14 protein-coding genes are annotated in these 14109 nt (G+C 58.8%); 6 read left to right on the forward strand and 8 right to left on the reverse strand.

All coding sequences use genetic code 11. From position 1 onward, the window contains the following. Positions 1 to 24: 24 nt before the first annotated feature. Genes KIN_RS04895 through mdoH form a run of 3 tightly spaced genes read left to right on the forward strand, consistent with a single transcriptional unit; the run spans position 25 to position 4672 of the window. Entirely contained in the window at positions 25 to 1266 is a 1242-nt protein-coding gene (locus tag KIN_RS04895; RefSeq protein WP_159804806.1) for an OpgC family protein, read from the forward strand. After that, positions 1263 to 2783 carry an OpgD/OpgG family glucan biosynthesis protein gene (locus tag KIN_RS04900; RefSeq protein WP_159804807.1) on the forward strand — a complete coding sequence of 507 codons (1521 nt, stop codon included), beginning with the start codon at positions 1263 to 1265 and terminating at the stop codon, positions 2781 to 2783. The genes KIN_RS04895 and KIN_RS04900 overlap by 4 nt, the downstream gene beginning before the upstream one ends. Then, on the forward strand, positions 2780 to 4672 hold the full coding sequence (gene mdoH, locus KIN_RS04905; protein ID WP_243144816.1) for a glucans biosynthesis glucosyltransferase MdoH: 1893 nt from the start codon (positions 2780 to 2782) through the stop codon (positions 4670 to 4672). The genes KIN_RS04900 and mdoH overlap by 4 nt, the downstream gene beginning before the upstream one ends. Before the next feature lies 1 nt (position 4673). On the opposite strand, the gene KIN_RS04910 is transcribed toward mdoH, so the two are convergent. The 6 genes from KIN_RS04910 to KIN_RS04935 all read right to left on the reverse strand — a co-directional run bounded on the left by KIN_RS04910 (position 4674) and on the right by KIN_RS04935 (position 8194). Continuing rightward, on the reverse strand, positions 4674 to 5486 hold the full coding sequence (locus KIN_RS04910) for a CE1 family esterase (RefSeq protein ID WP_159804808.1): 813 nt from the start codon (positions 5484 to 5486) through the stop codon (positions 4674 to 4676). Further along, positions 5483 to 5953 (reverse strand): rhodanese-like domain-containing protein, encoded by a 471-nt coding sequence (locus KIN_RS04915; RefSeq protein ID WP_159804809.1) that lies wholly within the window; start codon positions 5951 to 5953, stop codon positions 5483 to 5485. The genes KIN_RS04910 and KIN_RS04915 overlap by 4 nt, the downstream gene beginning before the upstream one ends. Before the next feature lie 2 nt (positions 5954 to 5955). Then, positions 5956 to 6519, reverse strand: a complete 564-nt coding sequence (locus tag KIN_RS04920) for an SCO family protein (protein ID WP_159804810.1) — start codon at positions 6517 to 6519, stop codon at positions 5956 to 5958. Continuing rightward, on the reverse strand, positions 6516 to 7076 hold the full coding sequence (locus KIN_RS04925; protein ID WP_159804811.1) for a hypothetical protein: 561 nt from the start codon (positions 7074 to 7076) through the stop codon (positions 6516 to 6518). The genes KIN_RS04920 and KIN_RS04925 overlap by 4 nt, the downstream gene beginning before the upstream one ends. Positions 7077 to 7086: 10 nt before the next feature. Further along, positions 7087 to 7548 (reverse strand): hypothetical protein, encoded by a 462-nt coding sequence (locus KIN_RS04930; protein WP_159804812.1) that lies wholly within the window; start codon positions 7546 to 7548, stop codon positions 7087 to 7089. Between the two features lie 88 nt (positions 7549 to 7636). Continuing rightward, positions 7637 to 8194 carry an LOG family protein gene (locus KIN_RS04935; RefSeq protein WP_159804813.1) on the reverse strand — a complete coding sequence of 186 codons (558 nt, stop codon included), beginning with the start codon at positions 8192 to 8194 and terminating at the stop codon, positions 7637 to 7639. Between the two features lie 78 nt (positions 8195 to 8272). Here KIN_RS04935 and KIN_RS04940 point away from each other — a divergent pair, with 78 nt between their 5' ends. Both KIN_RS04940 and KIN_RS04945 read left to right on the forward strand, forming a co-directional pair. Beyond that, positions 8273 to 9589, forward strand: a complete 1317-nt coding sequence (locus KIN_RS04940; RefSeq protein WP_159804814.1) for a LysM peptidoglycan-binding domain-containing protein — start codon at positions 8273 to 8275, stop codon at positions 9587 to 9589. Between the two features lie 87 nt (positions 9590 to 9676). Next, positions 9677 to 11509, forward strand: a complete 1833-nt coding sequence (locus tag KIN_RS04945; protein WP_159804815.1) for an ABCB family ABC transporter ATP-binding protein/permease — start codon at positions 9677 to 9679, stop codon at positions 11507 to 11509. A gap of 193 nt (positions 11510 to 11702) precedes the next feature. On the opposite strand, the gene KIN_RS04950 is transcribed toward KIN_RS04945, so the two are convergent. Further along, the gene (locus KIN_RS04950) at positions 11703 to 12362 is read right to left on the reverse strand and encodes an SDR family NAD(P)-dependent oxidoreductase (protein ID WP_159804816.1); all 660 of its coding nucleotides are present in this window, start codon (positions 12360 to 12362) and stop codon (positions 11703 to 11705) included. A 125-nt stretch (positions 12363 to 12487) separates the two neighbouring features. Here KIN_RS04950 and KIN_RS04955 point away from each other — a divergent pair, with 125 nt between their 5' ends. Continuing rightward, positions 12488 to 13066, forward strand: coding sequence for a biotin transporter BioY (locus KIN_RS04955; protein WP_159804817.1), 579 nt, complete (start codon positions 12488 to 12490; stop codon positions 13064 to 13066). A gap of 3 nt (positions 13067 to 13069) precedes the next feature. Here the strand turns inward: KIN_RS04955 and KIN_RS04960 are convergent, their stop codons facing one another. After that, complete coding sequence (locus KIN_RS04960; RefSeq protein ID WP_159804818.1) at positions 13070 to 14080, reverse strand: serine hydrolase domain-containing protein; 1011 nt, start codon at positions 14078 to 14080, stop codon at positions 13070 to 13072. Positions 14081 to 14109 lie beyond the last annotated feature (29 nt).

Here is a 14109-nt window from a genome sequence, read left to right on the forward strand (position 1 = left end):
GCAAGGTTTTGAGACGAGACTAAAATGACATTCGCGGCCACTTCTCTCGACGCAGATCCGGGCGCACGCGCTCAGGTGCAGGGTACCGCGACGGTCACGGCCCGCGATCCGCGTCTGGACTTCTTTCGTGGCATTGCGATGTTCATCATCCTGTTCGCGCACACACCGGGCAATTTCTTCACCTCATGGATCCCCGCACGGTGGGGGTTTTCAGATGCGACGGAAATTTTTGTTTTCTGTTCCGGGATGGCCTCCGCGATTGCGTTTGGGCGGACATTTGACCGGGCGGGGTGGCTTTTGGGCACGGGCCGGGTGGCCTACCGTGTATGGCAGGTCTACTGGGCCCATATCGGTATGTTCTTCACCATCGCGATGATGATGGCGTTCTGGGACTCGACCGGCCTGTTTGACAAAAACTATATCGGCTCGCTCAACCTGACCCGGTTCTTCTCCGACACAGGCCAGCAGCTGGTGGGGCTCTTCACCCTGACATACGTGCCCAATTATTTCGACATTCTACCGATGTATATGGTCATTCTGGTGATGATGCCGTTTGTTATGGCGCTGAGCCGGATCAATGTCTGGCTGATGTTCGCGGTGATCGCGACGGTCTGGATCTTCGCTCAAGGCCGTTTGTTGACGGCACTGGGCGCCGATGATCTGGCGATAAATTTCCCGGCAGAGCCTTGGTCAGAGCGGGAGTGGTTCTTCAACCCGTTCGGCTGGCAGCTGATCTTCTTCACCGGCTTTGCGTTCATGCGGGGATGGCTGCCGAAACCGCCCGTAACCCCACTGCTGATCGGTATTTGTGCCGCAATCGTTGTGGCCAACATTCCGCTGTCGAACATCGGCATTCGTGAATTTGGCTTCAGGTGGGCCTTGGAATGGCGCTTGGACAACCGCGGTTGGATCAATAAATCCGACTTCGGGATCTTGCGCTATGTCCATTTTCTGGCCTTGGCCTATCTGTGTTGGGTGGCTGCGGGTGAGGGCGGTCGTCGGTTGATTGCGACAGGTGCGGGCGTGCTGTCGCGGACCTGGGACGGTGTTGTCGGTGTCATCATGAAGGTGGGCCAACAGTCCTTGGCCGTATTTGTGTTCTCCATGGTTTTTGCGCGCATCTCAGGGTTCGTTTTGGATCAGATCGAACGCTCTATTCTGAAGACAACACTCGTGAATTTCGTGGGCATCGCGGCGTTGATAGCCGTGGCCTATTTTGTGGCGTGGATCAAATCGCAGCCTTGGAAAGTGAAAAACCCCGTATGAGTTTATCGCGCCGCTCTTTTTTGATGATGCTTGGTGCGGCCTCCCTTGCGGGGCGGGCAGATGCCTTGCCGATGTTCAAGGGAACGCCGCAGCCGTTTTCGCGTGACTGGCTGGAGGGGGAAGCGGAGCGTCTGTCAAAACAGGCCTACACGCCTATGCCAGAGGTGCCGCAGGAATGGCGCGATCTGAGCTACGACGAATACCGCAACATCTGGTTCAACTCCCACAAGGGGCTCTGGACCGATACGGCGCGGCCGTTTCATGTCGATTTCTTTCATCCCGGGCTTTATTTTCCCCGGCCTGTGGAAGTGAACATCGTTGACGGCGATGTCGCGCAGACGCTGGCGTTCGACATCTCGCTTTTCGATAAGACCGATCAATTTCCCGATCTGCCCATTGACGAAACGATGGGCTATTCAGGTTTGCGTTTGCGCGCCGAGCTGCAGGAACCTGAGATTTTTGAAGAGTTTCTTGTATTTCAGGGCGCCAGCTACTTCCGCGGGATCGGAACAGGACAGAACTATGGGCTCTCTGCACGGGGCCTCGCGCTGAACACCGGCGACGCGGAGGGGGAAGAATTTCCGGACTTCACCCGGTTCTGGCTGGAGGCGCCGGAAGCCGGCGCGAGAACCATGATCGTCCACGCGCTTCTGGACGGTCCTTCTGTTACTGGGGCCTACACGTTCACGATCACTCCGGGATTGCCCGCAGTCGTCGATTTCGAGGCCGTTTTGTTCCCGCGTCGTGATCTGGATCATGTGGGTCTTGCGCCGCTGACGTCGATGTTTCTGTTCGATGAGACCAACCGCAATCGGTTCGACGACTTTCGGCCTGCCGTGCACGACAGCGAGGGTCTGATGATCTGGAATGGGGCGGGCGAGGTTTTGTGGCGCCCGCTGGCAAACCCTGCAACGCTTCAGGTGTCGAGCTTCGTGGATGATGGTCCACGTGGGTTTGGTCTGATGCAACGCAATCGCAATCCAAATGACTTCGCCGATCTGGAGGCGCATTACGAGAACCGTCCATCGCTCTGGATTACACCGGGTGAGGATTGGGGGCGCGGCAATGTTCGGCTCGTCGAAATTCCCGCCGATCGCGAGATCTATGATAACATAGTTGCCTATTGGCGGCCCCGAGAGCCACTTCCCGCAGGCCGCGCGCACCGGATGACTTACAGCATGGCTTGGGGGACGGAGCCGCCGCGCCCGCGCCCGGTGGCACGGGTGCTGAACACGCGAATGGGCAAGGGTTTCGATCAGATCAAGAATGTTGTGACGATTGATTTCGAAGACCATCCAGCCTTCGCGGGCGAAGATCTGGACAGCATCACGAAGTTTATCGGCGCAAGCAGAGGTCAGCTGACCGAAGGTGTCCTGCAGCGCAATCCTGGGACGGGGGGCGTCAGGCTGGCGTTCAGTATTGATCCGGGGGATGCCCAAGCGGTGGAATTGCGCGCGCAACTGGTCAAGGACGAGCAATCTCTGACGGAGGTTTGGCTTTACAGGTGGACCGCATGACCGCGCATATGGCTGGCTTTTCCGACGAGCCGTTCATGCCGCCGCTCTGCCCGATGGAGCGGCCCATTCAAGATCTGCACGCAGATTATCATGATGACGATGCGCCAGCGCTCGCAAAAGGGACGGCGACGGGCTGGCGGCTGGCGACGTTCGGACCGGCTTGCGTCACGACGCTGGCACTCTTGGCGGCATTTACCGATTGGTTTGCGATGGACGGTCTGACCGGCTTTGAGGGCGCTCTTATCGGCCTGATTGCAATTACGTTCTTCTGGATTTCTCTCTCGGTCAGTACCGTCACCGTCGGTCTTGTCCGTCTGTTCTGGCGACGTCCTGCCATTGTGGCCGTCGGGCCCATTGATCCGCTTGAGATCGCCCTTTTGGTGCCGGTTTATAACGAGGTGCCGGCAGAGGTGTTTGGCAACGCCTGCGCTATGCTGGAAGAGCTGAGCCGCGCCGATCACCCGCATCACTTCACGCTCTTCGTGCTCTCGGACACGCAAGACGATGAGATCGCTGCGCAAGAGCTTCGCGCTTTTGCGGCCGTCCAGTCCAAGCTGCCAGACAGGACGGCCATCCACTATCGCCGTCGCCCGATAAATACCGACAAGAAGGTCGGAAATCTGGCCGACTGGGTGGAACGCTGGGGCGGTGGCTACGAAGCCATGCTGGTTCTCGATGCGGACAGCCTGATGAGCGGTCGGGCGATCCTTGATCTTGCGAACGCGCTTTCCGCTGACCCGTCTGCCGGGCTCATCCAATCCTGCCCGCAACTTTTCGGGGCAACGACGCTTTTCGGCCGGGTCCAGCAGTTCTCGAACACGATTTACGGCGCCGCGCTTGCCGAGGGTTTGGCAACGTGGTCCGATCAAGAGGGCAACTACTGGGGCCACAACGCGATCATCCGCACAAAGGCTTTCGCATCTTCCGCGGGACTGCCACGGCTGAACACCTTGCGCTCCAAGGGTGCACTTATCCTGAGCCATGACTTCGTGGAAGCGGGTCTTCTACGGCGGGCCGGGTGGGGTGTCCGTTTCATGCCCCGCATTCGCGGCAGCTACGAGGAAGTGCCCGCAACGCTGATCGACTACGTGCGCCGCGACAGGCGGTGGTGTCAGGGAAATCTTCAGCATCTTAACATCCTAAATTCCAAGGGCTTTCACTCGGTCACCCGCTTTCACTTATTTCACGGTGCGATGGGATACCTGCTGTCACCCGCGTGGTTCGTCCTGCTGACCGTCTGGGCCCTGATCGGGAAAGGGGAAGAGACCAACGTCATCCGCTACTTCTATGGCACGAACCCACAGGTGGCGTGGCCCGAAATGACCCATGCCAACAACATCGCGATATTGCTCTTTATGTACGGCATGTTGCTGGCGCCGAAGGGCCTGGGCGCGATAGCCTTGAGCCGCGCGGGCATGAAGCTGCGGGATCTGGGCGGGCTTGGCCAGTTTCTCTTGTCTTTTTTGACCGAGATCGTGGTCTCGATTGCCTATGCACCGATCCTGATGATCCAGCAGACCATCGCCGTGTTGCGCAGCATCATCGGGTTCAAGGAGCGCTGGACGCCTCAACAGCGCGGCGGCGGTCAATACGGCGTTTGGACACTCGTAAAGTTCCATGCAGTTGAGACGGTGATCGGTGCCGTTCTTGTGTTGGGTATGGTTTACGGGCTTGTCACGCTTTGGCTTTTGCCTATTGCGATCAGCTTGGCAGGTGCTGTGCCCTTGTCGGCGCTGAGTGGGTTGAAGTTGACCCGCAACAGTTGGCTGTCCCGCCAGCTTGGCACGCCCGAGGTCTTCAACGCACCCCGCATCATCCGGCGGGCCATGCGGGAACGCCGCGCGCTTCATGATGTGCTTGATACACCCGCCACGCTTCCGGCCGAATAATTCAATCCAGCGTTTCGAACCAGTCCAAGGCCATGTCTGACCAACCGGGCGGTATCCCGTGCCCGCCCTGATGCAGCGCAAACTCCAGCGCGCCGTTTTGGCACGTGTCCCACCTGCGGCGCCAAAAGGAACCGTCGGTGTCAAATGTATCAGCGCGCATGCCATCGCAGCCATTTTCGCCGCGCCAGATCTGAAGCGTAACGAAGATATCGCCCTGATAGATCTGTCCGCCACGCAAGGGGCGACCCTCCAGCGGAACTGTCTGATCGCGCCATCCGTGGGTGTGCAGCAGCTTGACCGGACCGTTGCACTCTTCGGGATGGGGGCGCCAGAATCCGCCCGCCACTGGGGCGTAGGCCTTGGCAAGGCTGGGATCGGCGCAGGCCAGATAGCTGGTGGTCGATCCGCCAATGGAAAATCCGGACAGCAGGACTTCGGAGGGGTCGATGTTGAAACGCGCAGCGGCGTCGGCAATCACGCTGCGTACGAAGGCAAGTTCGTCGCGGTTCTTGGGACGATCCGGGTGGAAATACCAACCTGTCCCGAAGCGGCTTCCTTCTCGCTCCAACCCGTTCGGCCCGATCACAGCATAGCCGCGTTCAAGAGCTGTCCGCATGCGAAGTGCGCCGCGCCCGGAGCCGCCAGCGCCATGCAGAAATACCAAAGCCGGACGCGGGGTCGCACTGTCGTTTTCGGGCAGTGCGATGTGATATGTCCCGCTGTCGACCTCACACGGTTCGCCATCGTCATTGCATCCCGCCTGCGCGGCGCTGCTCAAACAAAACGCGGCGAGGATTGCCAAGCCCCGTATCATGATCGGTCCAATGGCAGGTCGCGGGCGATCCAACCCGGTCCGGCTGCCGAGCCCAGCATGCCTTCGGGCACATCTATAATTCTGGTGAACCCCGCTTCGACAAGAAGGTTGTTCAGCCGTGCTGATCGAACGCCGCGAGCGCAGATCAACGCGACTGGCCTATCTCGGCGTCCTTCGGTCAAGATATCCAGCGCGTCGATAAAATCCGTGCGACGCATGTCGAGGCGCGCGGCGCCTACGCCAGAGCCAGTTTTGGCCCATTCATCCGGTCTGCGAATATCAATCAAAAGGATATCGCCAGACTTCGCCAGCTCGTACGCTGTGGGTGCATCAATCCTGTCGCCTTGAATGTCTTCTGTGATGAGGGAATAGAATGCGTTCTGGCCGCCCGCTGCAACAAAAGCAGCCCCGCCAATCAAAAACACGCCGCCCCCCAAAAGCGCGCGCCGGGTAAATCTCGATGCCATAGTTATCCTATGGATTTCACGTATTTCGTGACGATCTCGGCTGCGGCTTCGGGTGCGAGGATTGGTGGGAACAGCGTCAATACCTCGCCCTTCGCGTCGAGCAGGTAGATGAAACTACCGTGGGAAAAGACCGGCCCGAACTCCGGGTCGAAGAAGATCTCCTCCTTCTCGACCGAGTAGGCATCATACGCCACTTGTAGCGCGTCCTCTGAGCCGGTGAGCCCTATGAAATCCGGGTGGTGCTGCTTGAGGGGTGCACCGATCTTGCTCACCGTGTCCCGTTTGGGATCCACTGTGATCATGATCGGGCTGATCTCAAGACCGTCGGCCTCAAGCGTTTCGGCAACCTCTGCCATCATAGGAAGCGCTGCGGAACAGACCTGCTGACAGTTCGCATATCCAAAGAAGACCAGTTGAGCATTTCCGTCGGGATCAACTTCAGAGCGCTCCTGTCCCCGGTGGTCCGTCAGCGTAAAGGGACCGCCGACGTCAAACGGCAATCCCTCTGCGCCTGCAATACCTGCGGCGGCGAAGACGCTGAAAGCACATGCAGCCAAACGGCTCATTGCACGGCCTCGTAAGCCTCTTCATGGGACAAGCCGATACCCAGATAGCCGGTCGTATCGATCCGGGCGTTTACGCGTGGGTCGCGCCGGAACCACGGGCCTTTGCCCTTCGCGTCGGGATGGTTCTCGGCCCAGACTTTTGTCCATTGGTTTGCCTTCGTCCATTCCTCAGTGCCTTTGGTGCGGACCTTCTGAACCAGATAAATGTTTGTCGCGGACAGGTCGGGGTCTTCGATCAGAAGCCCATCTACTTCGACGGTCTGACCGCAGAACGGCAGCAACTCAACCGCGGCACCTGTGAAGGCCGGTTGGGAATTCTTGTTGGGATAGACCAGCACATTGTCGGCGCTGCGCAGCAGGCCAAGCTGCCGCTTGCCGTCGCCACAGTTCGCAGGGCAATCGCCGGTGATCTCGCAGGTCGCGTCCACAACTGTTGCTTCGAAGAGCGCCGGCACTTCGGCGTACAGGTTCCAGGTCTTTGCTTCAGAGCCTTCGGAAAAATCCTGTGCTGCAGCCGGGGCCGCCAAAAGGGCGAGCAGGGTGATAAACCGTTTCATCGGATCAACCTCACTTGCTGGGATCAGGGATCGCAAAGCCGGGGATGGCTCCGAAATCTTCATGATTGACGTTGGTGATGCCGTGATCGGTCACGACCTCTTCAACGACGAGGTAGTTCAGGCCATCGCGCTCGTAATGGATGCCATCAGCGGTGATTTCGTGGCTGGCCAGGCTCAGTTGTGTGTCGCCGCCCGCATTGCCGTCGTCCCCCTCGATCTTGAGAACCATGTAGACCGTGCCATCTTCGGCAAGCAAACCCACCGGTATACCACCGGCAGAACACCATAGCGCGCAGGTGTGGTGCGCGGTGCCGACAACAGACTCAGGGCCGCCCATGACGCCTGAATAATAGCACCATGTGTCAATAATCTCGCCTCGGACCTGCACACGGGTTCCTTCAGCGGCAAAGGCCGCAGGACTGGCTGCGAGCGCCGCTGCTAAGACCGCCAGGGGGCGGAAAAAATAGGTCATGGACCAACCTCCATCTTGATTCACTTTGCGACGCTAGCAGAGATATTTACCGCTATGTCATCACAAGTTGAATAGGAGACAGGATTTTTTAGGACAGATGCTCGCGCAATTTGGCCTCAAGACCGGCAACATCATCGGCGATTTCGTAAAGTTCGCCCAGCGATGGGTCGGCAAATTCATGCGCGATCACGTGGTCAACCAACGCTTTCAGAGGTGCCCAATAGCCGTTCGTATTCAGTAGGATGATCGGCTTTGAGTGCAGCCCCAGCTGCGCCCATGTCAGCACCTCGAAGAACTCATCCAGTGACCCCGCGCCGCCGGGCAACACGACAATCGCATCGGAGTTCATATACATGACTTTCTTACGCTCATGCATGTTTTCGGTGATCACGAAGCCCGATGCGGGTCGTCGTCCCAACTCGCGCTCGAACAGATGTGTGGGGATCACGCCCAGCGTTTCGCCGCCCGCCGCCTCGGTGGTCTGGGACACTTCGCCCATCATGCCGACATCGCCCGCGCCGTAGACGAGGCGCCAGTTCTCCCGGGCCAATAGGGCGCCGACATCCGCTGCGGCGCGCTTGTAATCCGGGTCTGATCCGAAACGTGAGCCACAAAAGACACACACTGATTTGGCAATGCCAGCCATCACTCATCCTCACGAAGCCTTGGTTTTGCCATGGTGGCGGGACACTGTTAGAGTATCCCGCACGTTGGCGCTTGGGACATGCGTAAGCGCAAACCGGCGTGTGGGACAAGGGACAGCGACGCAATGGCACAGCAGGGCATGCATTCAGAACCAGCCAAACCCAGAGAGGGGATGTCTGCTGCGCGGATCGGCGCGGGCATTTTTCTGGCACTTGTACTGCTGGGATTTGGCGTCGTGTATCTGTTGCCCGCGCCCGAACGCGAAGTGACCGGCTTCCAGCCGCCGGAAGGATCGGGAACCGCTCTTGTCGAGGCACCGGCAAGTGAGACCGCATCCGTCAACCCACCTGCAGCCCCGGACCAGAGCGAATTGGCAGAGGCGTCACAACCTGCGCCAGAATCCGCGCCAGAGATCCCCGAACAGACTTTGCGCGCGCCCACCCTCGATCTGGTTCGCGTGGATCAGGCAGGCGCTGCGGTTATTGCTGGGACGGCTGAAAAAAACCGCCCCGTCGTGATCTTTCTAGACGGCGAGACATTTGCGGAGGTTCAGTCAGACGCGACTGGTAAGTTTGTGGCGCTCTTCGATATTCCCGCATCCGAAGCGGCCCGCACCGTTTCTATCGCAACGGTTGACGCGGACGGCGCACAAATCCTGTCGGACGCGACCGTTCTTCTGGCGCCGGTCATGGCTCAAATCACGCCGCCCATGCCGACTGAACCGGAACAAGTCGACATTGCAGAAGCTGAGGGGGCGCCGGAACTGCCGGACGTATCCCAGCTTGCAGATGCGGTGCAGGAAGATGCGCGAGCTGATGAAGCCGAGCCAGTGTCCCCGTCGGCGCCCGAACCCTTAAGTGCCCCGGCTGTGGTTGTGGCCGATAGCGACGGGGTAGATGTCATTCGCCCCGCGCCGCAGCCCAAGGTCGTTGAAGATGGCGTCGTCAGTGATGTCGCCAATGTGGTTATTGATACGATCAGCTATGACAATGAAGGCGAAGTTGCGTTGTCTGGCCGTGGCGGTGATGCTGATTTTGTCCGGGTCTATCTAAACGACCGCCCCGTTAAAACGGCTGAAATTCAGGCGGACGGCACATGGGACGCCCCGCTCGTTGACGTGGATGCAGGTGTCTATCGTCTGAGGGTGGATGAGATCGGGCTTGACGGGAAGGTGACCTCGCGCGTCGAAACACCGTTCCAGCGCGAAGAAATCGAGATTGCGCAAGGCGCTGTCAGCGCAGTGACGGTGCAAACAGGCTTTACCCTGTGGGGCATCGCGCAGGAGCAATTTGGCGACGGGGTTCAGTATGTCCGTGTCTATGAGGCCAATCGAGAGCTGATCCGCGATCCGAACCTGATTTATCCCGGACAGATTTTCACGCTACCCACGGAATGACCGGACCATCAGAACCTGGTCTTCGGCTGGCAATCCGGACGGGCGCGCACTAGGTATAGGCGTCTCGCCAACCGGAAGTCTCACTACATGGTCACAGAAGTCACCGATGCCCGCATGAACCAAGACCTGCGCGAAAGTGGCGTACGGGTGATCAAGCGGGTGGCACCCTATCTCTGGCCCGAGGATCAACCATGGGTCAAACGCCGCGTCGTTCTGGCTTTGGCGTTTCTCTTTATCTCCAAGCTTGTCGCCGTTGGTACGCCGTTTCTCTACAAGGCAGCAGTTGATGGTCTTTCGGGCGAAGCCACAGATGCGGCTTGGATGCTGGGGTTGGGCGCAATTGGTATGACCGTGGCCTACGGCGTGGCGCGGGCAATGAATGTTGGTTTCCAGCAGTTGCGCGACGTTGTCTTTGCGCGGGTTGGTCAAAGGGCGTTGCGGGCTTTGGCGCTTCAGACCTTCACCCATATACACCGCCTGTCGATGCGGTATCACATCACGCGAAAAACCGGCGGTCTGTCCCGGATCATCGAGCGGGGCGTTAAGGGTGTCGAGTTTCTGCTACGCTTTCTGTTGTTTTCCATAGGTCCGCTGATCCTCGAACTTTTGATGATCGCGGTCATTTTGGCCTTCGTGTTCAACATCTGGTATCTGGTCGTCGTCGTCGGCACGATCGCTCTCTACACTTGGTTCACGTTTGCCGTCACCGAGTGGCGCGTTAAGATCCGCAAAGAGATGAACGATCAGGACACGGATGCCAACCAGAAGGCAATCGACAGTCTGCTCAACTTTGAAACGGTCAAGTACTTCGGGGCAGAACAGCGCGAGGCGGACCGCTACGACGTTGCAATGGAGGGCTACGAGAAAGCAGCGCTCAAGACATCGTACAGTTTGGCATTTTTGAACTTCGGCCAGTCCATCTTGATCACGGCGGGGCTGGTTATCGTGATGGTGATGGCGGCCATGGGCGTTCAGCGCGGCGTTCTGACGGTCGGCGATTTCGTCATGGTCAACGCCTACATGATCCAGATCACCATGCCGTTGAACTTTCTGGGCACGGTATATCGCGAGATCCGCCAAGCGCTTGTGGACATGGGGGAGATGTTCGACCTTTTGGGTCAGCCCGCCGAAGTGAATGACAAGGAAGATGCAAAGGAACTGCAGATTGATGGCGGCGCGGTGACGCTGGACGACATCACCTTCGGCTACGATACGGCGCGCCCGATTTTGAAAGGTGTCTCTCTGAGTGTTTCTGCTGGCGAGACGGTTGCAATTGTAGGGCCGTCCGGTTCCGGAAAATCGACCATCGGGCGACTTTTATTCCGATTCTATGATGTGAATGGCGGCGCGCTGAAGCTTGATGGTCAGGACGTACGCGATGTTACACAAGACAGCCTTCATGCCCAGATCGGTGTTGTCCCTCAGGACACGGTGCTTTTCAACGACACGATCCTCTATAATATCGCGTATGGTCGCCCCGAGGCCAGCCGAAGCGAGATTGAAGCTGCCGCAAAGGCTGCGAAGATCTACGACTTCATCATGGATCTTCCCGATGGGTTCGAGACGGCGGTGGGCGAACGTGGCCTGAAGCTTTCGGGCGGGGAAAAACAGCGTGTCGGCATCGCGCGGACACTTCTGAAAAATCCGCCAATCCTGCTTTTGGACGAGGCGACATCAGCGCTCGACACCGAGACCGAACGAGACATACAGGACAGTCTGCGCGAGATGTCCGAAGGGCGGACTGTGCTGGTGATCGCACACAGGCTTTCGACAATTGCAGATGCAGATCAGATTGTGGTTCTGGAGAATGGACTGATCGCCGAGCGGGGCACCCATGAGGAGTTGCTGTCGCGGGACGGTCGCTATGCCTCAATGTGGCACCGCCAAGCTGCGGAAGAAGAAGAGGAACAAGCGGCTTGACCGGGCAACAGTTGTCGCCGCGTCAGTCATGTTTTATCTGATCGCACTCGGTCTGATGGGCTCCGGCCTCTTTCTATCCCTCAAGACCAGCAGAAAGCGGAGCGCTTGGCTTTGCCTCATGCTTGGTGCCGGATTGATACTGTACGGTTTCTCACGGGGTCTGTGGCAGTACCAGATCTAGGGCTCGTTCAGCCTACAAGATCTCAGACAAAAGCCGCTCTGCTTCAGCTTTAGGATCCGCAAGTGCACTGCGATCCTCACCCGGATAGAACCTTGCCCGGAGAGCGGTCGGCATCGGGGCAGGGGTCAGCACATGAACAACGGGACCGATCTTGGCGGTTTCATCTTGCCAACTGCGGGCCATGCGCATCTGTGCGGCCTTGGACAGTCCGTAGGGCCCATGAAACCGTTCCGACTTGGATTTGTCGTTGAAAAAGAGCGCGGCACCGACCGGGGACGCTTGCAGCAAAGGCGCGACATTCGCGATCAGCCTCGCTGTGGCGCGGACGTTTACCGCCAGCGTTTTGTCCAGATCCTTCTCGCTCATATGGGGCAGCGGTGCCAATGGCGGAGCGTGGATTGCTGCATGGACCAGCAGGTCGATGCGACCCCACCTGTCATAGATGCCGCGGCAAATCTGGCGCAGCGCATCTTCGTTGGTGATATCCACCGGCGCAAGTGTCGCGGAGCCTCCGGCGGTTTGAATGCGGTCATCTAGTTCTTCCAACCCGCCGACAGTGCGGGCAACGGCTATGACATGATACCCGCGACGCGCCAGCGTTTCGGCGCAGGCACTGCCCAAACCACGGGATGCCCCTGTTACAAGCGCAATTTTTTCTGGCGTGTCGGTCATCGGGCTCTCCTTCAAGACAGCGGAGCGTTTCCCATTCATAGGCCGCAGTTTCAAGCAGCGATCTTGACTTCCGGCGCTGCACTGCGGAAAACGAGCGGGAATTCTGATATGAATGAGGGACAGCCATGACACTGACGCAAGCAGCCTTGGGCCACGACACTTTCCTGAAAAAAGCGCTTCTGGTGCTGGGGGGCTCTGCGTTTATCGCGATTGCGGCCCAGATGAGCGTGCCGTTCTGGCCCGTTCCACTGACCATGCAGGGGCTGGCGATCCTCATCGTCGGGCTTTCCTTTGGCGCACGGCTTGGTGCCGCGACGGTCATTGCGTATCTTGTTGAAGGCGCCGCAGGCCTTCCTGTCTTTGCCAATGGTGGTGCTGGCCTTGCGTATATGGCCGGTCCGACCGCCGGTTTCCTTCTGGGCTTTGTCGCGATGGCTTACATCTCAGGACTTGCTGCGGGCCGCAGTGTCTGGGCGATGCTGGGCTTTGGTTTGATCGCCGCTGCAGCGCTTTACATCCCGGGCGTCGCTTGGCCGATGGCCGTCGCTGAGGCGTTTGGCGCCGAGGGCAAATGGGTCGGATCAACCGCATCCAGCATCTGGACATACTGGGTCAGCCCCTTCCTGCTGGGTGACGCGTTGAAGGTTGTTATCGCGGCGCTTTTGGTTTCGGGTGCTGCACGCATCATCACGCGCAAAAGCTGAACGCTAGACTTCGGTCGCGGGCACGATGATGCCCGCGATCAACCGCATGAGATCCCCGAAATACCCGCCGCTGCGGGCGGGGCGTGTGGGATCAGATGTGATTGCAATCGTTAGTTCTCGGTCCGGCACCACCGCAATAATCTGGCCGCCATAGCCCCGAGCAATCGCGATCCGCGGGTCCCCTGTCTGGGTCAGAAACCACCCATAACCATAGGCCAGACCGGAAAACGGCGATTGCGTGCGCGCGACCAGCGATTGGTTCACCCAACCCTGGCTCAGTACCTGCTGATCACGCCATTGTCCGTTCAGCCGGTACATTTCACCGAAGCGGATCATGCTGTAAGGCGACAGGGCCATCTCGTTGCCACCAAGATAGCGTCCTTGCGGATCGCGTGTCCAAGCTGGAATATCAATACCAAGCGGTATGCCGATGCGTGTGCGGGCCTGTTGAAGCAGCGACTGCCCCGTGACCTCGGATAGCACTGCGCCGAGGACATGAAAGCTGCCCGTCGAATACAGCATCCGACCACCGGGATCGGCGATCATCGGGCGTCTCAATGCATTCGCGACCCAGTTTGAGCTTGAAACCCATCCACCGTAATTCGCCCCCGATGTCCGTTCGAGCCCTGATCTGAGCGTCACAAGATCCTCCAGCGTGATGGATGCCACACGCGGGTCCGCGCCCGCTGGGATCAGATTGGGAGCCAGATCGCTGATCCGCGCTGTAACGCTGTCGACATCTCCGTTGTCCACTGCCGCGCCTAACAAAGCGGCAACAATCGTCTTCGAAACGGATTTGATCGGGGCAGGGCGTTCTAGCGATGGTCCGCGAAAGGCCTCTGCAAGAACCGTTTGACCTTTGTGGGATATGACGATGCCGTGAAGCTGATCCAGGGCGCGGGCCGCGTCTGCAACTCTGTCCCAACGGGACTGCGCGGAAAGAGGTCCAACCGACAGCGCCGCTGTGGCGCCTGCCAGAAATACGCGTCGGGATGTCGGGGAATAGTGGTGCATGAGCGCCCTGCGTTAAAATCCGAATTCGG

This window comes from Litoreibacter roseus (assembly GCF_009811795.1).
GTDB lineage: Bacteria > Pseudomonadota > Alphaproteobacteria > Rhodobacterales > Rhodobacteraceae > Litoreibacter > Litoreibacter roseus.

What these genes read in the sequence shown, in the direction of transcription:
- KIN_RS04895 (WP_159804806.1), top strand. Translation starts at nt 25, where the DNA reads ATGACATTCGCGGCCACTTCTCTCGACGCAGATCCGGGCGCACGCGCT.
- KIN_RS04900 (WP_159804807.1), top strand. Translation starts at nt 1,263, where the DNA reads ATGAGTTTATCGCGCCGCTCTTTTTTGATGATGCTTGGTGCGGCCTCC.
- mdoH (WP_243144816.1), top strand. Translation starts at nt 2,780, where the DNA reads ATGACCGCGCATATGGCTGGCTTTTCCGACGAGCCGTTCATGCCGCCG.
- KIN_RS04910 (WP_159804808.1), bottom strand. Translation starts at nt 5,486, where the DNA reads ATGATACGGGGCTTGGCAATCCTCGCCGCGTTTTGTTTGAGCAGCGCC.
- KIN_RS04915 (WP_159804809.1), bottom strand. Translation starts at nt 5,953, where the DNA reads ATGGCATCGAGATTTACCCGGCGCGCGCTTTTGGGGGGCGGCGTGTTT.
- KIN_RS04920 (WP_159804810.1), bottom strand. Translation starts at nt 6,519, where the DNA reads ATGAGCCGTTTGGCTGCATGTGCTTTCAGCGTCTTCGCCGCCGCAGGT.
- KIN_RS04925 (WP_159804811.1), bottom strand. Translation starts at nt 7,076, where the DNA reads ATGAAACGGTTTATCACCCTGCTCGCCCTTTTGGCGGCCCCGGCTGCA.
- KIN_RS04930 (WP_159804812.1), bottom strand. Translation starts at nt 7,548, where the DNA reads ATGACCTATTTTTTCCGCCCCCTGGCGGTCTTAGCAGCGGCGCTCGCA.
- KIN_RS04935 (WP_159804813.1), bottom strand. Translation starts at nt 8,194, where the DNA reads ATGGCTGGCATTGCCAAATCAGTGTGTGTCTTTTGTGGCTCACGTTTC.
- KIN_RS04940 (WP_159804814.1), top strand. Translation starts at nt 8,273, where the DNA reads ATGCGTAAGCGCAAACCGGCGTGTGGGACAAGGGACAGCGACGCAATG.
- KIN_RS04945 (WP_159804815.1), top strand. Translation starts at nt 9,677, where the DNA reads ATGGTCACAGAAGTCACCGATGCCCGCATGAACCAAGACCTGCGCGAA.
- KIN_RS04950 (WP_159804816.1), bottom strand. Translation starts at nt 12,362, where the DNA reads ATGACCGACACGCCAGAAAAAATTGCGCTTGTAACAGGGGCATCCCGT.
- KIN_RS04955 (WP_159804817.1), top strand. Translation starts at nt 12,488, where the DNA reads ATGACACTGACGCAAGCAGCCTTGGGCCACGACACTTTCCTGAAAAAA.
- KIN_RS04960 (WP_159804818.1), bottom strand. Translation starts at nt 14,080, where the DNA reads ATGCACCACTATTCCCCGACATCCCGACGCGTATTTCTGGCAGGCGCC.